The sequence below is a fragment of the Microcoleus sp. bin48.metabat.b7b8b9.023 genome (assembly GCF_013299185.1).
Classification (GTDB): domain Bacteria; phylum Cyanobacteriota; class Cyanobacteriia; order Cyanobacteriales; family Microcoleaceae; genus Microcoleus.
Genome location: NZ_JAAFKG010000034.1, coordinates 38,701 through 59,022, shown reverse-complemented (window position 1 = coordinate 59,022; position 20,322 = coordinate 38,701). Strand labels below are relative to the sequence as shown.

Sequence of the window (20,322 nt, the reverse complement as noted above, 5' to 3'; positions counted from 1 at the left end):
ACAGCTTAGGAATGAGAATTAAATAACTTACAATTTTTATGCTTGTGGGATGGGCGTCCCGCCCGTCCAGAAAGAGCCGCCGAGCGTCCCGCCCACCCCACAAACTTCTGTAAATTATTTAATTCGCGATCCTTATCACCTCGAAGGCCCGCCCATTTCTAGACTTTGGATCGACGAATCAGCACGCTAATAACTTGTCCCGGTTTTGGCCCCCGCTGCGGAGGACTCCAATCGCCGACTGCTGCAAAGCCCAGCCTGTATAAGGTGTGGATGGTTTCTAACACGGCTTTGTGGGAACCGACAACGGTTATCTGCAAGACTTCCTGTTCCGATTCAGAGTCGTCATTTGGACGCTCGGACGAGTTATCGTCAGGCAAAAATTCCTGTGACATAATTATGGTCTCCTAGTTTTTGGTTTTTCTGGTCAGGAAAACCCAAAAACCCAGCCGCCCCGCACGGTAACGCAAAGCAGGGCGGCTACAGAGAATGTTATTCTCGATTAGCCTCCAGACTGCTCGTATCAGTTTGGCGGTTAGCTGTCCTTAGCTGCTGGTAACAGCTTTGGGCGAAGCGAAGCGGAGGGAGTGCAACTAGATTTTCGGGCCACTCTGGCTGCTTCCTCTTCGAGCAAAGCAACCTTAATTTCACAGCGTAGCGGCTTGTGGGGCCGCCGTCAATGGATTTTAGATTTTAGATTTTGGATTGGGTTGGTAAGTCGATCGCTCTCCAAGAGCGATAATTGTACGCAACGATATTTCTAAGGAAACGGCAAGGCCCTTTCCGGTGAGGGATTCTGCCGATCGAGCCTCTGAATCGAAACAGATGATACGCTATAAAACATAAAGTAATTACATATCTTTAGCTGTCGCTCAACCAACCACCACCAACCTGTGACAAATCGAGCGGGAACCTTCAAGGGGAAACAAAACATGAAAAAATTAGAATTTTTACTACAGAAAGAGGGCGATCGCGCCTGGTTGCCCCTAGAAACCCCCGACGTGGAAATTCTAGAAGGCAAATATCGCGTCGTGGCGCGCATTCAGCACCCCAACACCGACATCGAAATTCGGATCGTCCATACATCCTTTGACGAAACTGCCCCCCAGCGGAAAGTCCAAAGCAGATCCGCCCGCACAAACCCCGAAGGATTAGTCGTGATCATTCCCTACACCCGTCTCAAACCGGGAATGTGGGAACTCTCCTGCTTGCCAGATCCCAAATCAGAACCAGCAAAATCTTGGCAGTACGGCGTGCAATTAGAAGTATTGCCCGCAGAATCGGAAACTTCCGAACCCCTACCCGCGATCGACTCCTCCGAAGCCGCCGCTTCCCCCTCAGCCTCACAAACAGCAGCAGCAGTCGATCGAACACCAACCCAAATCCCAGCCCCACCTCCACCTCCACCACAGCCGACCAAAATCTACCAATTTCCACTTCCCCAAACCGCTCAGCCGCCGCAACCCCCAGCCAAACTCGAACTTGAACTCGTTCTCGATCGAGAAACCTTCATCACCCAACTCGGCCGCCCCTTAATCATTTCCGGCAAAATCGACATTCCCCAACCACCTCAAAAAACCAAAAGAACACCACCTCCCATCCCAGAATCCCAACTTCTAGAACTCCAAAAACTCATCGGTTCAGCACAACTGCAAATTTACCTGCGAGATCCCCAAACCTCACAAATACTCGCCCAAATCGAGCAGCCGATGCCAGAACAAGCTCCCCCCTGTATCTTTGCCTGCGTCACCTACATCCCAGCCGACTGCAAAAGTCGCCTAATTTTAGGAGAAGCAATTCTCAGCAGCGGCGGTGTAACTTTAGCGACCAAACTATTCACAATTACAGCCCGTTTAGAACACCTGCTAGAAGTAATTAAAGACGATTTCATCGAAGAAAAACATCAAGCCGATCCCTCTCCAACAGCAGTCAGACCACCTCGAAAAGAAGTACATCCATCCTTTCTCCGGGTAGCACAAAAAGCGTTAGATCTGCCATCTCCCTCAGAAGTCGCCATCAATGAATCTTTAAGCAATGAATCCCTACCCCCTCAACTAAATTCCCGCCAGACTCCCAGTGCCGGCGGCCTAGAATTGCCAGCATTCGGTAACAAACTGCCCGACAGCAGCCGATCGCAATTGCTCTCAGAAATCACCAATACGTCTAGAACATCCGCCGGGGCGATCGACCAACCAAGCAAACCCTCAGACATCGCAACTACCCCAGAAAAAGTCGAAGTTCGGGCGATCGACCAAAAACCCCAAAACACCCCCGAACCAGAAACACCAGCCCCAGAACCTACGCCACCCCCCTCACAAAAGGCATTTCAAACCTTAAACGTCCAAAATAGATTTTGGTCGCGACTGAGTTCCCTAGCCAGCACCGGCGAATCCCCCGAATGGCTGAAAGCAACCAGCCTCTCGCCAACTCCAAAAGCAGCCCCCAATACCAGCGACGCAATTACCGTCGTGGAAGAAAGCAGCCCAACTAAAGTGCAACCAGCCATCAGGGAAACCATTTCCCAACCGCAACCTACTGGCCCGGAAGCGAAAGAATTTGTGGTGTTTGACGAGCCCCCGCAGCCGAAACCAGTTGCCCAAAAAACCACCAAAATAGAAGCAGAAGCAACTCCACCAACTCCCTACGTTTTGTCAGAAGACGAGTCAGTACCGATGCCCATCCTGGAATTGCCGCGCGCCCAAATCCTTGCAGGCCAGGCTGTAACAGTGAAAGTGCAACTACCGGAATTAATGCCGCGGATTTATGTAAAAGTTTGGGTATTCGATCGGCAAACCTACCTAATTCTGGACGGGCCGCGCTGGATTACCGAATTTACAGCTACCGGGTTAGGAAATATGCGAGCAAGTATCGAGTTAGAGATTCCCTACGGCTGCATGGAAATTGAATTTGAGGCGATCGCCGTCGAAATGCAAACTCAGCGGGAAAGTCACAAAGTCAGCGTGCACCGCCAAGTTTTACCGCCAGCCGCGCCCACTTTGCCCCTGGAAGGTTAAATTGTCGATCGCTCGCTCGATGAATAATATTCACATCAACAAGCATAATAAACTTGGTTCGTAGTGAGGACTTTAGTCCTTCTTTCCAATAAAATAGGTTCGTAGTGAGGACTTTAGTCCTTCTTTTCTTATGACACATCAACAAGCATAATAAAATAGGTTCGTAGTGAGGACTTTAGTCCTTCTTTCCAATAAAATAGGTTCGTAGTGAGGACTTTAGTCCTTCTTTTCTTATGACACATCAACAAGCATAATAAAATAGGTTCGTAGTGAGGACTTTAGTCCTTCTTTCCAATAAAATAGGTTCGTAGTGAGGACTTTAGTCCTTCTTTTCTTATGACACATCAACAAGCATAATAAAATAGGTTCGTAGTGAGGACTTTAGTCCTTCTTTCCAATAAAATAGGTTCGTAGTGAGGACTTTAGTCCTTCTTTTCTTATGACTGAAATCCTCACTACGAACTAATTGGACTATCGGTAATCTACCGACGATAATTATAAGGACTAAAGTCCTTACTACAAACTTAATTGCCGACGATAATTATAAGGACTAAAGTCCTTACTACAAACTTAATTGTGGTATCTTTTCAGGTCGATCGCACTAACTGCCGAAACTTCTTCTTAAACTTATTCTTATACACATAGATCGATCGCTGCAAATCCTCAACTTGCAGCGACATCTCCGCAGCCAAACCCGTGCGGTTCCAAGCATCCTCCTGACACTTGCGGCGGCAAAAATTCATCGGTTCCGAGTAAACTTTAGATGTCGATAAAGTCGGCTTCGGCCCGCACCAGTGAATCACAGTCGCCGACTCGCGATCGCCCGCAGGCCCGTTTTCTGCCACCGGAAACTGCTTTCTCAGCAAATCCTGGTCAAAATCCGGCACCAATAACTGCATATCCACATTCTGCACCCGCAGCCGATTTTCTTGGGCCGCTCGGAAAATCATAAAGTTCAAAAAACCCATTTCTCCGTACTTAAATATCCCCGGATTGACCTCCGTAAAATCTAAAATTTCTATGTATTCTTCCAAGCTAAAAATACCGCGTTTAGCAAAAAAAGTACCCGTGCAGAAATAGTTCGATCGCGATTCGGCCCACCGAAAGTTCGGGAAATGCTTTTCAACGCCCGGAATATCAAAGAAAAATTCCGAAACATCAGCATCCGAGTAATCGTAACAAGGCTTATCTATCGTAAAATCAAATTCTTTAAAATTAGCCAATTTCAGAACATCGCCCCAGACGATTGTATCGGCATCCAACACCATAAAATTCGACCAAGGGCTTTCCCAGAAAGCAATCATTTTAGTTTTGCCCCAGCCAAAACTCCTCTTTCTGAGAACCTCTTGGGAAACGTTTGTGCGATCGATAACTCGCACCCCGTAAGACTTTTCCAAAGCACTCACAGAAAACGTACCGTCAATCAACAAACAAATCGGTACATCTCCCAGGAAATATCGAATGCTAGCACAGCAACCCTTAGCAAACAGATAATCCTGGTCGCAGCAGGCAATAATAATACCAAAATCTTCCATAACTCTCACTCTTTTTCTAACTTGCCAACCCACAGCATTTGGATTGTTTGTTTTTTCGGCACATCTATTTTCGAGTTGTGCATTTTTGCCAGCTTAGCACTAAAATTCTGCGTTCGCCCGTAAACAAAAACATCGCTAAAACCGCTGGGAATTTTGGGTATCGCGGGTGCGTCTAGCAACTGAGCTTGACGGCGTCCTTCGGGGTCAAGCAACACCAATTGCCACATCACTTTCGGCTCTAACAAATGACTCACTGACAGTATATTTCCCAGAGTGACTTCCGAGATATCACTGACAACCAGCGGCTTTGGAGCACGATCGATCCTCCGAGCAATTACGGGATTTTCCCGGCCCAATTCCTTCGTCCACCAAGTCTCGGCTTGAGAACTAACAGCATTCGACAACACAGATCCCGTTAGCAGTACAACTGTCAGAACTTTCCACATCTGCCGTTTCCAGCTTGGCACGCCCAGCGCGCTAATTTTAGTCGCTAACAGGTAAGCCACAGATATTTGCATCGCCAAATAAGTCGGAAATAGGTAGCGAGGTTTAGTCGATCGGATTCCTCCCAATATAACATCTGGAAGCATCACTGCCACTGCTGTCACCGCCATCAACACCAGCAAAAACAGCCAAACCTGTTTCTTTGTCTCACAACACAGAAAATAAACCGCATACCCTACGATTGCCAATATAATCAAAGTCGCTGCCATCAAGGCAATCAAAGATATTGATGCAGCCTGAGAATTTAGCCCAAAATCCCAAAAAATACGACCGATATTTCCGCTCCAATTATTAACTAAAGATAGCAGGCTACTGTCTCCATTCGCCCAACGTGTTGCCTCCGTTGCCGCTTTTTCGTTCACTACTAAAATTGCTATCCAAGGCAGAAAAGCTAACAAAGACAAAGCACTTGCTATCAGGTAATTAACTACCTTATCAGTCAACCTACAACCTTCGATGACGCATACATAAATTCCGTGTCCTAAGGCAACTAACAGGCTAAACAAGTGAGTGTAAAATCCCAGAATAGTTGCTACTGCGTAAATGCTCCAACTCAGTCTAGTTTGAAGCCGCATTGCTCGCAACAGAGACGCACAAGAAACCAAAACCAGCGCCGGCCACAAACTGTAGGGACGAGCTTCTTGAGCGTAAAGCACGTGCAAGGGAGAAACTGCTAGCAATCCCACGGCTATCCAGGCTACTTCCGGTGCAGGAAACAATTCTCGGCACAGCCAGTACAGAGCGGGAAAGGCTAACAAACTCACCCAAACTGAGAAACTTCTGGTCGATAAAGGAGAATCACCGAATAGTTTTCCCCAATACTTGACTGCCAGAAAATATAGAGGTGGCAGTTGAGGTTCTTCAATGGCAATACCTTTAATTGTATCGCCAAAATTTTTTGCGGGATTGGAGCGCTGATATTTCATCAAATCTTGTGCGCCGACTAACTGAACGCTGCTTATTTCATGCAGCACTTCTGTTTGCGTGTATCCCGAAACCCGCAGGGAAGTAAATACTTCATCATACCAATAAAACTTTGTGTCGATGTTGGTGAATCGAAAAAACAATCCTAATATCAATAAGATAACTACTAAGAAGCCCAGTTTGCTTTTAATCAAAGTCATAGATGGAAGGTGTCAAAAAAGATAGATGCTGCGCCTCAATGTAGCATACCAGAGCGAGGTTGAGTGGATTGCCAAACCTACAGGTTGTAATACCAATTTAAAAAAAGAATGCAACAGTATTCTTGTCCCCCCCCTGATTCATGGGGTTAGGGGGGGGTCAAAGAGTGTTGCACAATTTTAGATAAATGGTATAAGATCTCCCTCTAATAATTTGTGAGCCTTATTTATTCTGTTAGCAGTCAATGGGGAAAGTCGAGGAGACAATTTTTACTCTGATACACCGTTTTTTTTACTGCGCGCGAATAGCTCGAAGCAAGTATTTTCGTCCATTTGACCGGGTTGATGCGTCCAGGAATGCTGAAGGATCAATAGCTCCTTGTTCAGTAGCATAAATCACATACAAAAGGTGATTTGAAAGACATCGGCTGTGCCAAAAAAATAACTGTCCGTAAAACTCCTTCGCAGCGAGGGAACAAAACTTTAATTTTAGGTCACAGATATTCAGTCGGCTGCCACTGTCAAACTACAAAAAATTGTGTTAAAGTAGTGGCAAATTAATAGTGGCAAATTAAACCCGCCGAACGGGCTATCTCAAAAATGCCGATCGCCCTGGCAAGTCTCGGCCCTTGGGCGCATCAGAACACCCAAATTGGTCAAGACTGGTATTTTGCTCCCACGGGTGCATCTAGCAGCGTTTAACCTTTCGTTCCCCACTGCTGGCGGAAAAATAACCCCGTCCGGGCCGCGAGGTTTAAAGTTAGGTTAAAAAGCTTGACATAATAGGATCGAAAGCTGTATAAGGAATGCGACAAGCAGCCCTAATCCTACCGATAACTGTCTGTTAACTCAGACATAAGCAAGGACTATCAGTATTTGTCAGTTTGAGGCTAATTGTGGTCTAACCCCTACCACCAGTTGTCGATCGCCCTGTCGGAGAAAGCAACTCAAGCAAGTCTGGCGATCGAGAGATGAAATTAGCAAGTGATGGTATAATCAACCGTAGTGTAAAGTGGGCTTGACCTAAATTGAGGTCTGGGCCGTAAAAAGGGCCAGCCTTCTACGTTCAAGCAGGAACTAGACACGCCTACTGTGCATCAACAGTTATGGATAGGTTCTATTCTGTCAGTTATTGTCAACAGGCAAGGAACCACAAAAAGTATCAGTTGGGAATTGCCGATCGAGTTGAATAGAGTGTGAAGGTGTGAGGAAAATGAACAGAACTTTTTGGAATTTACTTCTAGTATCCCCGGCAATTCTGGGGCTATCATCAGTCGTCAGTACCGCTGCGATCGCAGCCGAAACCGCGACCGCAACTGCTGAAGCCAACCAGGTAGCAACAGCACAGCCATCTGAGTCAAAAATTGTAGAACCAGTTGCAGCAACCCCTGCTGCCCCGGAAAAGCTGGCTTTAAACAGCATCGCTCCGGCGGCCGAAACTGCTGAAGCCAACTCCGCAGACGCCGAAAAACTGGCAGCAATCGCACCAGAAACCAGCGCCACAGAACTGCAAACAGCAGCGATCGACATCAATGCAGCAGCGCCCATCGCCCCCGCCACCACAGCGGCAGCGATCGCTCCCCTACCTGCTGTCACCACAGCCCAACCATTGCCCCAAGCCTCAGACTTGGCAGTGGAAAGCACCCCGACAGCAACCGCCAAAACTGAAGTGCCAGCAATTGCTAGCACCCCAGCCGCCAAGGTAGAAATTGCTCAGACAGCACCCGCAGGCATGGGCGGCCCGATCGTCCCAGCAGCACCCCAAGCCCTGCCCGCCGAACCATCTGGAGCCATGTCCCAAGTGACATCGGTCTCTCAACTATCCGACGTGCGGCCGACAGATTGGGCATTCCAAGCCCTGCAATCCCTAGTCGAACGCTACGGTTGTATCGTCGGCTATCCCGACGGAACCTACCGCGGCAACCGCGCCCTGACTCGCTACGAATTTGCAGCCGGCGTCAACGCTTGCTTAGACCAAGTAACCAAGCAAATTAGCTCGGCAACATCGACCTTCGTCACCAAAGACGACTTAGCCATCCTGCAACGCCTGCAAGAAGAATTTGCAGCCGAACTCGCTACCCTGCGCGGACGAGTAGACGGCCTGGAAGCTCGCACCGCAGAACTCGAAGCCAACCAGTTCTCCACCACAACCAAACTGGCAGGAGAAGCCATTTTTCTCGCCAGCGACAGCTTCGGAGATGGTGTCGGCAAGCACGACGACAAAACTACAACCACCCTCGGCTACCGGGTGCGGTTGAACTTCAACACCAGCTTCACCGGCAAAGACTTGCTCAGAACCCGCTTGCAAGCTAGAAACATCCCCAACTACGGTGCAGCCACTGCCACTAATACGAACATGGCTCGCCTCGCCATCACCGGCGAAGACGGCAGCCAATTCTCCCTGGATCAATTGTGGTATCGCTTCCCCGCAGGCAACGCTACAGTCTGGTTCGGCCCGAAAGGACTGAGGCTCGATGACGTTGCTGAGCTGAATGCTCCCTTGGAAAGTAGTGGCACCGGCGCTCTCTCCGCCTTTGGACGTTACAACCCAGCAGTGTTCCGCGGCCCCGAAGGAGCAGGTGCTGCTCTGAAATACAACTTCGGCGCCGTCAGAGCTACAGTAGCCTATCTCGCCTCCGACGGCGACGCTCCCAACCCAGCTAATGGTCGGGGCGTTTTCGACGGTTCTTTCAGCGCTTTGGGTCAGCTCAACTTCTCCCTAAGCAAATTTATTGACATTGGTGCAACTTACACCCGGAAATACAATCGGGGTGGCGATGTTGCGATCATGGGCAGTACCGGGAGTTCCTTGGCTAACCGTCCCTTCGGTCAAATATCGACTGCATCAGATAACTTTGGCGTACAACTTAACCTCAAACCCAGCCCGCGCTTCCAGTTGGGTGGTTGGTACGGTTACACCAAGGCTCACCAAGAACGTGGCGCAGATCGAGACGCTACTATTCAAAATGGTGCTCTTTTCTTGGCCCTGCCAGATTTTGGCAAGCCTGGAAACCTCCTCGGTTTTATTGCCGGCGTACCGCCAAAAGTTACTCAGAGCGATGTCAGAAGAGACCGCGACACCTCTTATCACTTAGAGGGTTTCTATCGCTTCCAAGTTAATGACTTTATTTCGGTGACACCGGGCGTTTACGTGATTCTGAATCCAGAACACAACAAACAGAATGATGATATCTGGGTAGGAGTCCTGCGGACAACCTTTAGTTTCTAAGGTTTCCCGATATCTAGTTAGAGCTAAAAGCGGCAGGTGACTGCCGCTTTTAGTTTTTGGTTATGGGTCAATACGCTTGAGATCAGAAGACCCGGGCGGTTGAAACCGCTTCTATACAAACAAAACCTGCCTCCGCAGGTTGAAGAGTGAACAGTTAACATCACATTTATGCAGATCAGAAGACCCGGGCGGTTGAAACCGCTTCTATACAAACAAAACCTGCCTCCGCAGGTTGAAGAGTCAGAAGACCCCGGCGGTTGAAACCGCGTCTATAAAAACAAAACCTGCCTCCGCAGGTTGAAGAGTCAGCGGTTAAGATCGCATTTATGGACACAAAATCCACTCCCAGAAGACCCCGGCGGTTGAAACCGCGTCTATAAAAACAAAACCTGCCTCCGCAGGTTGAAGAGTCAGCGGTTAAGATCGCATTTATGGACACAAAATCCACTCCCAGAAGACCCCGGCGGTTGAAACCGCGTCTATAAAAACAAAACCTGCCTCCGCAGGTTGAAGAGTCAGCGGTTAAGATCGCATTTATGGACACAAAATCCACTCCCAGAAGACCCCGGCGGTTGAAACCGCGTCTATAAAAACAAAACCTGCCTCCGCAGGTTGAAGAGTCAGCGGTTAAGATCGCATTTATGGACACAAAATCCACTCCCTGCGGGTTGGAATTCTTGATTTTCTTTAGTCCGCGGAGGCGGACTTCGTTTGTCTAGACGCGGTTTCAACCGCCGTCTGCCTCTACGAACCTATTCGATCGCCCTTGAGCCAGCAAGATTAGGAATTTTGGCGGCAAATCCCAAATACGGATGTGTAACCGTGCAGAAATGTGCTGCCGCCGACGGGGCCGATTTCGCCGTTGCAGAAAAAGCCGCTCAAGGGGATGTTTTTGAGGTATCGGCCGAACAGTCGCGAGTCAAAGTTCGATTGACCGTAAAGCCCTTCCCCGCGCCCCAGACAGGAGAACATCAAGGCGCCGGCGCTGGATTTACCTCTGTCCTCGGCTGCCCGCTGATGCCTAGAGAGCAGCATTTCTAGGTCTTCTGCGGAGGTGCGGGCGTCCCGCAGGTGAAATTGGATGCGCTGTCCGGGACGGACTCGATCGCCGATCGCAATTGCCCCCACTTTCGGATCTACACCCAACAAATTGCGGATTAAAAAATCCCCAGGCTCTAATGTCATCTTGAATTCATCGCTGACTAAGCCGACAAATAACGAGTGCTGCGCTAATTCTCGATCTGCTTCGCTCAAAGTTTGAACTAACTCTCGCAGGGCGTCTAAGGGCGATCGCTCGATGCCCCTGCTGCCCATATCGTCGGTTTGTTCTTCGAGTTTCAGCAAAATATTGCGCTCTCCTTCCGTCACCCGATAGGGATGCCCGATCGGTCTACAGCCTTGCGCGACGATCGTTTCCAGAACTATATTCCCGCTCAAAGCCACTCCCACCGTCCCTTCTCGGTACAACTGATAGTCGCAAAACAGCGCCGCACCTCTGCCCGCACCGTCCCCGCCGGCCAGTCCTCCTACCTTCGGCGCGCCCGGATAGGCATAATCGAGTCCTTGGAGCAAATCGTTAATTTGTGAGGAAAATGGGTCTGCCAAGATGATAAACTGCGGTTCTTCCTGGGCCGGCACACCCAAGACATTCACCCAAGTATCCGGGGGACTGTCCAAGTCCGGCAATTCTTCTGCACCGACGTGAAATGTTCTGACGTTTACTCCAGGTAAACGGGCCAAACTCAGGCTGACTGCCGGAGAACCCTCAACTTCTTCGGTGAGCCCGCCCCGGTTCGTGCCGATGACTCCTCCCCCACCGCAGCCCAAAATCGCGGGCACGGGCAGCAGTTCTCGCAGTAAAGGCATCAGCCGAGAATACTCGCTAGCAAAGGCAGATGAGATAAAGATCAGCGCTAAATCTGCCGGGTCTTGTAATTCGCGATCGGCTTGTTCTACAACTTCTTTCAGGGCTGATTCTAAAGACGGACGGGTTGATAAAGCACTGACCCATTGCATTTGGTTTTCGTACATAAGGCAAACTTCTCTATAAAAACTATTTCTATATTTAGGCTAACCGGAACAGGCCACTGGCGGGACGGTTTTCTGGGGCGATCGATTCCCCTCCCAGTCCGCGATCGTGTTAACATAAGTTAACATGAGTCGAGACTCAATCTGTTTTGTGTTAAAAGCCACGTTCAGCAAAATCTTAAAAGATAAAGCTCAATACAGTTTGACACACCAACTTCGTGTAATGTTTTCATCAAAAGTCAGGTCGGCTCAACCTGCATTCAGGCCTGTGGACTAGAACCCGCCGACGGGATCTCAGTAAAGCAGGAAGTAAAGACGGCTGCTGCGATCGCAGTGATGGATGATTTCTATCTGGGCTGCCACAGCAGCACATCTCAAGCTAGTATTAGTTGAGATCGCCAGACAGAAACGGCAAGTCAAACACAAGCTAACATCCAAAAAGAAAACCTTTCATACCAAGAACTTATGACAACAACACCCGCAGGCAACATCGAAGAAAAAATTGAAGAAGAACTAGAAAGCGCTCGTACCGTCTGTGACTTGAAGGGCGCTACTTCCGGGGAATGTGCAGCAGCCTGGGACGCAGTTGAAGAACTGCAAGCTGAAGCTTCCCACCAAAAGCAAGTCAAACCTAAGAATTCTTTTGAAAAGTATTGCGACGACAATCCTGACGCTGCTGAGTGCCGCATCTACGACGAATAAACGAGCAATTTAGCTCTCTCCCTTCGATCCCGCGCCAAAATTAACTTTTGGCGCGGGATTTTTTCATCAGTTTATCAATTACCTTGGCAAGAAGACCGGGCGGTTGAAACCGCGTCTACACAGACAAAACCCGCCTCCGCGGGTTGAATAACCGACGCTTAAAATTACGCGATCTTCTTCTTCAGTCCCTCTGAGCTCGGACTTCGTTTTTATAGACGCGGTTTCAACCGCCGTCTTATCTTATCTCTGATTTTTGAGCGTTTTTGTAGTAAAATCTGTCACAAATAAGTAAGTATATTTTCCCAAAGATGTTTAGTCTTTTATTGGCAGCCACCAGACCTTGGTTTCAACCACTTGTGTGGATGGATTACCGGTTATCTGTGTTATTAACCATTTCGATCCCGCTGGTAGTGCTGATTTGGGCTGTTTTTGCCAAAGCTGACGCGATCGCCCGTTTGTTGATGATTTATTGGCGGGTGGCGAGTTTGTTGGCAATTACACTTTACCTGATGATGGCTGCACTGCCTGTAAGCTTTGTGTCGTCGGTGATGGGGAGGGCATTGATTCCTGCTTGTCTGTGGTTTTGGGAAGATTTAAACGACGAAATTGCCGATCGACCGCAGTCGTCTTTAAAGCTGGCTTTTACAGCTTGGCGGTGGGCGATTACTGTTTACAGCGGTTTGGGCGCTCTAGCTCAAATTCCCTTCTTAACCTGTGCCTTTAAATCTCAAATACAAGTAATTGACGAACCTTTTTGCAGCATTTGGTTTGACCCGCCTTGGCTGTACAAACAGATGTTTCATGCTAAGGCAAGCCCTCAATTTTTGGGATTTCTGGGATTGACTGGTTTAGCAATTTATGTAGTTTACTTATCATACTTTGTCCTAATTAGATTGGGAAAACAAGGCAGATCCGCTACAGGGAATTAAGTTGATTTCAAGGAAGTATTTGCTTCCTAAATTCCTGTTAATCTATTCAAAAAAACTCAGAAATAAAAAACGGGGCAAATTTACGGAAAAATAAAAACAATAAGAGGATGGTAGAAGTGGGTGTAATGTTAGTGGAAAAGACTGTGATTGATAGCAAAGAAGCATACTTACAATGCTTAGAAAAGCTGATTTGGGCGATCGCTCGCCTCAACGCAGAAGTCGAACCAACCGAACTAGCTCGGATTGCCGAACTTATAGTTCAGCCAATGACAGGGCCCTGGCGGTTTTTCCATACTCCCGAACATATTTTTGAGGTGGGGGGAAATGAAGATGCGATCGAGGTTTTGGCAGCTTTATTTCACGATATCGTCTACGTACAAGTCGATCGCAGCATTAACTTTAACGTCAGCTACTACATCACTCCTGTTACCAAAGAGGTTAACAAACAGCTACGGATTCGGGAGCAATCTGAACTCCCTGCTGATGCTACCTTAGAAATGGTAATGCTCGTATTCGGTTTTGTACCCGGAGAAGTGCTCAATCCCTTCGCCGGACAAAACGAATTTCTCAGCGCTTTAGTTGCAGCAAAATCTCTCGAACCATTTCTCAAGCCCGAGCAATTGCTTCAAATTGTCGCCTGCATAGAAGAAACAATTCCGTTTCGCTCCGCCGAGTGGGGAGTAACCGCAACTGGGCGCCTTTATGACCGCTTGCAAGCAATAACTAGCCTGTTGCACCTCAGTTTAACTGATGAGCAAATACGGGAAACAGTGAAAAAAGCTGTGCGAATTGCCAACCGGGATGTAATTAGTTTTGCTCACGAAAGTTCAGCCCATTTTTTGGCAAATACCTGGAATTTATTACCGGAAACTAATCACAATATCACCAGCTACGGTTTTTATACCGTTCGCGACTACCGAGTTGCTTTGCTGAAGATGGAGGGTTTTCTGACTTATCTCCAGCCCGAGGTGATTTTTCGGCAGTTTGAGGGATTCCCAGACGATCGCACATATCAACGCTGGGAAACTACTGCTAGGTACAATCTCGAAATTGCCGAGCTTTATCTGGGGTGCAAACTGGTTGCTATCGCCCTCCTGGAAGCTCTTTCTTCCGGTTTGGGACTCGATGTTTCTCTGGCCATGATGATGGGAGAATTGCCAGATAGAGCCGATAAAGGCATCCGTCTGGAAAGCTTTTTTCCTGAAATAGAGAAACCTCGCCAACCTCAAACTCTTTTAGAAACAGAAGTATTCAATTTATTAGAAAATGGGCGGGCGAAAAGCACTTCTAATACCGATTTGGAAAACTCCCCCCTAGCAACGTTTATGGTCAAAATTGTCGGATTTGACGAAATGCGCTATCAGTGCGATCGGGCTAAGCAATTTTTTAGGGCAAATCTGGAAGCCGATGACTTTATTACCGACTTTAACCCCATCGTTACAGAAATTGTCGTTGACTCAATTCTTAAGTTGTTTGAAACCCGCAAATCTACTATCTACCGATACTACGATATCACTTCTGAGTTAAAGTCCAAACCCCAGACCAATTTTCCGGTACGCCTCTCTCAATCAAATGATTGACTCGCTCCAAATACAGTGCCGCCGTTTTATCGTCAGGATTAACGGCTAAAACTTGATAAAAACAGATTTTAGCAGCCTTAAATTCGTGAGAGCGATAATGTTCTAAACCCCGTTCAAAATCAGCCTGAGTTTGTAACTTCATTTCCCTAAGCAACTCTGTTTCTGCATCGAGGACTTCATAGATAGAAATTGGCTGCTGTTTGCCCTTAACAATTACTCTATCTAAAAAACGGATTTGATACTGTTCGCGATCCGTCAAATTATCCAAAACTTTCTCAGAAATTATCAAAGATACTCCATATAACTTAGTGAGACTTTCCAGACGAGAGGCTAAATTGACATTATCCGAAAAAGCATCTCCCTGCATTCTCTCCGCTTCCCCAACTATACCCACCATCATGTGACCAAAATGCACTCCTACGCCGACTTGAATCGGTGGATCTCCGCTGTGTGCGCGATCGGCATTATATTCGTACACTTGTTGCAGTTTAGCGATTCCACCTTTGACAGCATCGTCAGCACCGTTGGGAAAAACAGCCATCATCCCATCTCCTAAATACTTGACAATAAAGCCGTGATGTTCTCTAATTTTTGGACTTACTTCTCGCAGGTAATCATTAACAAAGTCAAAGTTTTGCTGCGGAGTCATCGTTTCGGAAAGGGCAGTAAACGAGCGAATATCGCTAAACATGACTGCCATTTGTTTGCTGACATGATTCCCTAATTGGATATCCACAATGCTTTCTTTTTTGAGAAAGTCTAAGAAAGCATCGGGGAAAAATCGCCCGTAGGCGCTATTAGTTTGCGATAAATTGATGTGAGACTTAATTCTGGTTAACAGTTCGTCTTTCGAGAAGGGTTTAGTTAGATAGTCATTCGCTCCGAATTGAAATCCTGATATTAAGTCTGATACTTGATTTTTGGCAGTTAGCATCACTACGGGCAACTCGTGAGATGGGTATTTCTCTCGCAGTTTGGCGCAGACTTCATAACCAGACATTCTGGGCATCATGATATCGAGAATGATTAAGTCAAAATGCGTCCCGCTTTCCAAGAGTGATAAGGCTTGTTCGCCATTGAGCGCCTGAATCACACTGTAATTTTGTAGAGAAAGGTGATTGTTTAAAACTTGCAGGTTAATTGGATCGTCGTCAACTATCAAAAGTTTAAATTTTTCGACTTCTAATAGCGCAGTGGTTTGCTCTAATGGATTCGGAGCGGGTTTAGGCAAATTCCAATCGCAGGATAAATAAGTTTTATTTCTGTTATTTGCGGATTCAGAATCCTGAATTGGCGCTGCTAGCTGCTGATTTATTCCGGATTCGCTAGGATGAATGGTTTCGGGAGAAAGAGGTAGGGTAAATGTGAAACGCGAACCGATGTCGATTTGGGATTCTGCGTATATTTTGCCGCCGTGGAGTTCGACAAATTGTTTGGAGAGTGTCAAACCTAAGCCTGTGCCCCCGTATTGCCTAACTGTGGAACCGTCGCCTTGTTCAAATGGTTCAAAAATGCGATCGAGATTCGCGACAGAAATTCCGATTCCTGTGTCGGAAACCGTGACAGCTATTTGAAAATCTGGGTTTGATTCTGGGAGATTTGACGGGGACACTCCCAGAGATGTTTCGCCGTCGGTATCTACAATTGCTGCTGATATTTTTATCGTGCCGGATTCCGTAAATTTAATCGCATTTCCAATTAAATTGTAGAGGATTTGTTGCAGCCGGTTTTCGTCTGCTAAAACTAATGGCAAATCTGAATCGATGGCATTAATTAATTGCAAATCTTTGCCAGCCGTTAAATGTTGGCAAACGGTAAGAATCACTTCGACAATCGACCTCAATCCTACACTCTGAAGCTGCAATTCTAGTTTCTGATTTTTGAGTTGGGCAAAGTCGAGAATATTGTCAACAAGTTCGTTGAGCCGCCTGCCGCTAGCGGCAATCATTGAGAGGTTTTGTTGTTGAATTTCGGATAACATTCCGGTGGCGCCGTCAATCATTGATTCGGCAATGCCGATCATTCCGTTAAGGGGAGTTCGGAATTCGTGGGAAGTGTTGGCTAAGAATTCGTCTTTGAGTTTGTCGAGTTGCTGCAATTCTTGATTCTGAGTTGCTAGGGTAGCGAAGGATATTTGCAGTTGAGATGCCATGCTGCTAAAGGATTTGGCTAGCTGGCCTATTTCGTCGGTGCGATCGAGATCCAGATCTAGTGTGTGTTCCCATTCGCCTTCGGCAAGGTTTTTGGCTGCTGCGTTTAATCGCAGAATTGGCTTTGTGAGCGATCGCGCTGTCAAAGTTCCAATAATTATTGATAGAAATAGGGCACCGATACAAAGTAAAATAGTGCTGCGGGTGTTGCTGTTGATTTCATCCATGAAATCGTTTTCTGGAATTACTACCACCACCAACCAATCCAGTCCTACCTGGTCTTTATAGGACATAATATGTATAAAATTAGATTGATTGTTAAGTTTAAATTGTAGCTTTTGTGGTGGTTCAACTAAGCTCAAGTTGAAACTACTAATTATGTGTTTTGCTGCCGATGCAGTTAAGGTATTTGTGCTATCAATTGCTGGCAAGCGTTGCAATTTGCCACTGGCGTCAGTAATGTACGGTTTTTCCTCCGTCGAACTGCCTACTAAAGCGCCCGATCGCTCCATAATAAATACCTGACCCGATCGACTAATTTTGATTTTTCTGAGAAAATCGCTAATTTGACCCAAAAGAATATCGACGGCCATGATGCCGCGAAAGTCCCCCTGAGTATCATAAAATGGCTGAGCCACCGTGATGCCCAAATCGCCTTGAAAAAATGTATAAATCGCAGTCCATATCGGTGATTCGGCTGCGGTTGCACCAATATACCAAGGGCGATTTCGCAAATCATAATTTGGGTCAAAACGCAACAGCTTCGTTCGATCGCCAAAAGCATCCAGCTCATAAAAAGAACGTCGAGGAAAGTTTTCTGTAATTCTGGCAACTAATTGACCAAATTCTTCTCGACTAACTCCAATAAACTGACCTTCTTTCGTCCCTAAATAGATTTGACGCACCGATGAAAATATTTTTACCTGCTGCCAAAACGAGCGTTCAGTTTCTCTAAAATCTTCAGGTTTCAGTTTCCCAAGTTGAGCTGCACCTGCGTTGAGTTGGACGATATTGTAAGGTTTTTCTAAGTAATGGGCGAGGTGTTCTTGAATGCGCCCACTGATTTCGCCCTGCAAGTTGTCTGCGAGTTTTTGAACTGCTTGTTGTCCATTTTTGAACGACAAATATCCAACTGTACCGACTACAGCGAAAGTTTGCACGACGAATGGTAATGTCAGCGCTAAACCGAGGGGCACAGTACCAGATATTTTTGCGATCGATCTGCTAATTATTTTCACTAACATAATAAATAGTCTAACTTCTCTGAGATCCAGCCCAAATCCGCAGATTGTTGCATTTGAGCGTAATTAGTAATTTAGTTTGAGCTAATTGGCGATCGCGAATTCGGCCCAAATTAGCAATACCGGCTGCGTGATGTAATAAAAAGCACCGAGTCAAACATACGCAAATTCCTCGATTTAACGCATTGTACCTCATGATATAAATCTCCGCTACACAATTATTCCCTGCTACTTTACATAATTAAGTGCGGCCTCATAGAATGTCTAATTAAGTCAACCCTCAACCCTCAACTCTCAACATCCATCTGTTACATCCATTAAAATATATTAGCCAACTTCCTTTCTTGTGTCACTCATCTAAGCTACCTCAAACAAGCGTCACTAGAAAAAGCGACTGTTAAACCGCTTTTCCCCACAGCTACAACTGGGGAATAGCAAGTTCAACAACTCGCAAACAACCAAGGTCAAATCAAAAAACCATGCAAAGCACAAACGCAATTCACATTAAATGACCTTCCCGCCGTTATTGTTACTTACTACCTGCAACCATGCCGTTATCAACAATTAAAATGTCCGCTAACTTCAGCGACGGTTGAATGCCAGCGGAGCTTGTTGGGCAATTACTGATAGAGCATTCAGCGGGCTTATTTCCCGCACCACTATTAGAAGTTTGTGACAACGGCAGATGAGCGTGGGAGCACTCGAATATTGATAGCAGCGCATCTAAACTTTATCGCATCAAATCGCCAAATTAGATTTATTTTGCAATATAAATATTAATTTTGGCAGTCAACTATCGTTCGCAATTGAATTAATCATGTATAAATCTGATAACTTTTGTTACCGCCTAATTGTTGGCAGTTTAGCAGGCTCGATTATGATTTCACTTACTTTTGGCATGACACTCTCTGTCATGGGCAAGGAAATCCCTCCGCTTTTTGTTGTGATTGGCAGTAATGCGATCGGCGCCATCTCCGGTCTGCTAGCTCCTTCACCTTCAGAAAAAGAAGCAGAAAAAAAATAGGTTGTTTGTGCAGCAAGTCTATTCAACTTTACTGACTAGGTACGTAGTTGCGCTTCAGCGCTCTTTAACAATATCAATAAAGAGCGCTGAAGCGCAACTACGTACCTTGGCCCAAGCGCGCCATATCTAGAAAATCCCCAACTATTAATAGTTGGGGATTTTCGTGTTTGAATATATCATTAAAAAAATAGTTGCTAGCAGCGATACTTAAGCTAATTTGAACCCAAAAATCCCGATATTATATTCTGCAATATAAAATATTTTATATGAAATAACCAAGCACTATCTCAATACGCTAAAGAATGGGTTGAAAGCCTCTCTCTTTGGCGTAGAAGTTAAAAAAAGACTATTCATTACTCCAATCCTCGGATTTCTAGGTAGAGGTCGCTATCCCAGATCAACTGTCAACTGTGAACTAAGAGGGCGGGCACGGGGGCACCGCCCCTACAACTGTCAACTGTCAACTGTCAACTGCCAACTGAACGAACCTCCTGTCTTCTGTCACTCATCTGAGCTACCTCAAACAAGCGTCACTAAAAAAAGTGACTGTTAAAGCACTTTCCACCACAGCTACAACTAGGGAATAGCAGGTTCAAACAACTTGCAAACCACTAATCCCCAATAAAACCATGCAAACCACAAACCAAGCTCAAGCTCAATTACCTCTTTGCTATTCCTTGCCCACACTGCAACGAGATGATAGCAGCCCTGCCGCCAATAAAGACGTGCGCTATCTCCAACAATCCTTAGTGAAAAAAGGATATCCCGTAGCAACTGATGGATTCTTCGGCGCGAAAACTGAACAAGCAGTCATCAACTTTCAAAAGAAAAATAAGATTACTGTAGATGGCATTGTTGGCCAGCAAACTTGGACGAAATTAGGCGCTTGCGTTAACGAACCTGCTTGTTAAATCACTGCCAACATTTTCTTTTGCTTCTCTACTTTCCAAACAACTTGCAAACCACTAATCCCAATAAAACCATGCAAACCACAAACGAAATTCAGGCTCAATTACCGATGTGCTCTTCCTTGCCCACACTGCGACGAAATGATAGCAGCCCTGCCGCCAATAAAGACGTGCGCTATCTCCAACAATCCTTAGTTAAAAAAGGATATCCCGTAGCAACTGATGGATTCTTCGGTGCCAAAACCGAACAAGCAGTCATCAACTTTCAAAAGAAAAATAAGATTACTGTAGATGGCATTGTTGGCCAGCAAACTTGGACGAAATTAGGCGCTTGCGTTAGCGAACCTCCTTGTTAAATCA

At 46.5% G+C, this 20,322-nt stretch carries 15 protein-coding genes; 9 read left to right on the top strand and 6 right to left on the bottom strand.

All coding sequences use genetic code 11. From position 1 onward, the window contains the following. Positions 1–158: 158 nt before the first annotated feature. Positions 159–392, bottom strand: a complete 234-nt coding sequence (locus QZW82_RS19455) for a hypothetical protein (RefSeq protein WP_293151370.1) — start codon at positions 390–392, stop codon at positions 159–161. 192 nt (positions 393–584) lie between these two features. Here QZW82_RS19455 and QZW82_RS19450 point away from each other — a divergent pair, with 192 nt between their 5' ends. Both QZW82_RS19450 and QZW82_RS19445 read left to right on the top strand, forming a co-directional pair. Next, complete coding sequence (locus QZW82_RS19450; RefSeq protein WP_293151367.1) at positions 585–761, top strand: hypothetical protein; 177 nt, start codon at positions 585–587, stop codon at positions 759–761. A 168-nt stretch (positions 762–929) separates the two neighbouring features. Beyond that, positions 930–3,011 carry a hypothetical protein gene (locus QZW82_RS19445; RefSeq protein WP_293151364.1) on the top strand — a complete coding sequence of 694 codons (2,082 nt, stop codon included), beginning with the start codon at positions 930–932 and terminating at the stop codon, positions 3,009–3,011. Positions 3,012–3,598: 587 nt separating this feature from the next. Here the strand turns inward: QZW82_RS19445 and QZW82_RS19440 are convergent. Next, positions 3,599–4,546, bottom strand: coding sequence for a hypothetical protein (locus QZW82_RS19440; protein WP_293151361.1), 948 nt, complete (start codon positions 4,544–4,546; stop codon positions 3,599–3,601). Positions 4,547–4,551: 5 nt separating this feature from the next. Beyond that, positions 4,552–6,174 carry a glycosyltransferase family 39 protein gene (locus QZW82_RS19435; RefSeq protein WP_293151358.1) on the bottom strand — a complete coding sequence of 541 codons (1,623 nt, stop codon included), beginning with the start codon at positions 6,172–6,174 and terminating at the stop codon, positions 4,552–4,554. 1,210 nt (positions 6,175–7,384) lie between these two features. Between QZW82_RS19435 and QZW82_RS19430 the strand changes: the two genes are divergently transcribed. Then, positions 7,385–9,400, top strand: a complete 2,016-nt coding sequence (locus QZW82_RS19430) for an iron uptake porin (protein WP_293151355.1) — start codon at positions 7,385–7,387, stop codon at positions 9,398–9,400. Positions 9,401–10,180: 780 nt separating this feature from the next. On the opposite strand, the gene QZW82_RS19425 is transcribed toward QZW82_RS19430, so the two are convergent. Further along, positions 10,181–11,431, bottom strand: coding sequence for an FIST N-terminal domain-containing protein (locus tag QZW82_RS19425; RefSeq protein WP_293151352.1), 1,251 nt, complete (start codon positions 11,429–11,431; stop codon positions 10,181–10,183). 291 nt (positions 11,432–11,722) lie between these two features. Further along, the gene (locus QZW82_RS19420) at positions 11,723–11,866 is read right to left on the bottom strand and encodes a hypothetical protein (RefSeq protein WP_293151350.1); all 144 of its coding nucleotides are present in this window, start codon (positions 11,864–11,866) and stop codon (positions 11,723–11,725) included. A gap of 27 nt (positions 11,867–11,893) precedes the next feature. Here QZW82_RS19420 and QZW82_RS19415 point away from each other — a divergent pair, with 27 nt between their 5' ends. The 3 genes from QZW82_RS19415 to QZW82_RS19405 all read left to right on the top strand — a co-directional run bounded on the left by QZW82_RS19415 (position 11,894) and on the right by QZW82_RS19405 (position 14,639). After that, a complete protein-coding gene (locus tag QZW82_RS19415) occupies positions 11,894–12,130 on the top strand; it encodes a Calvin cycle protein CP12 (protein ID WP_293151347.1) in 237 nt (78 codons plus the stop codon). 308 nt (positions 12,131–12,438) lie between these two features. After that, positions 12,439–13,059, top strand: a complete 621-nt coding sequence (locus QZW82_RS19410) for a DUF3177 family protein (protein ID WP_293151344.1) — start codon at positions 12,439–12,441, stop codon at positions 13,057–13,059. A gap of 125 nt (positions 13,060–13,184) precedes the next feature. Then, positions 13,185–14,639 carry a hypothetical protein gene (locus QZW82_RS19405; protein WP_293151433.1) on the top strand — a complete coding sequence of 485 codons (1,455 nt, stop codon included), beginning with the start codon at positions 13,185–13,187 and terminating at the stop codon, positions 14,637–14,639. On the opposite strand, the gene QZW82_RS19400 is transcribed toward QZW82_RS19405, so the two are convergent. After that, positions 14,572–18,033 carry a response regulator gene (locus QZW82_RS19400; protein ID WP_293151342.1) on the bottom strand — a complete coding sequence of 1,154 codons (3,462 nt, stop codon included), beginning with the start codon at positions 18,031–18,033 and terminating at the stop codon, positions 14,572–14,574. The genes QZW82_RS19405 and QZW82_RS19400 overlap by 68 nt on opposite strands. An 814-nt stretch (positions 18,034–18,847) precedes the next feature. Between QZW82_RS19400 and QZW82_RS19395 the strand changes: the two genes are divergently transcribed. The 3 genes from QZW82_RS19395 to QZW82_RS19385 all read left to right on the top strand — a co-directional run bounded on the left by QZW82_RS19395 (position 18,848) and on the right by QZW82_RS19385 (position 20,318). After that, positions 18,848–19,054, top strand: a complete 207-nt coding sequence (locus QZW82_RS19395) for a hypothetical protein (RefSeq protein ID WP_293151338.1) — start codon at positions 18,848–18,850, stop codon at positions 19,052–19,054. 629 nt (positions 19,055–19,683) lie between these two features. Continuing rightward, a complete protein-coding gene (locus tag QZW82_RS19390; protein ID WP_293151335.1) occupies positions 19,684–19,965 on the top strand; it encodes a peptidoglycan-binding domain-containing protein in 282 nt (93 codons plus the stop codon). 71 nt (positions 19,966–20,036) lie between these two features. Next, the gene (locus tag QZW82_RS19385; protein WP_293151332.1) at positions 20,037–20,318 is read left to right on the top strand and encodes a peptidoglycan-binding domain-containing protein; all 282 of its coding nucleotides are present in this window, start codon (positions 20,037–20,039) and stop codon (positions 20,316–20,318) included. Positions 20,319–20,322 lie beyond the last annotated feature (4 nt).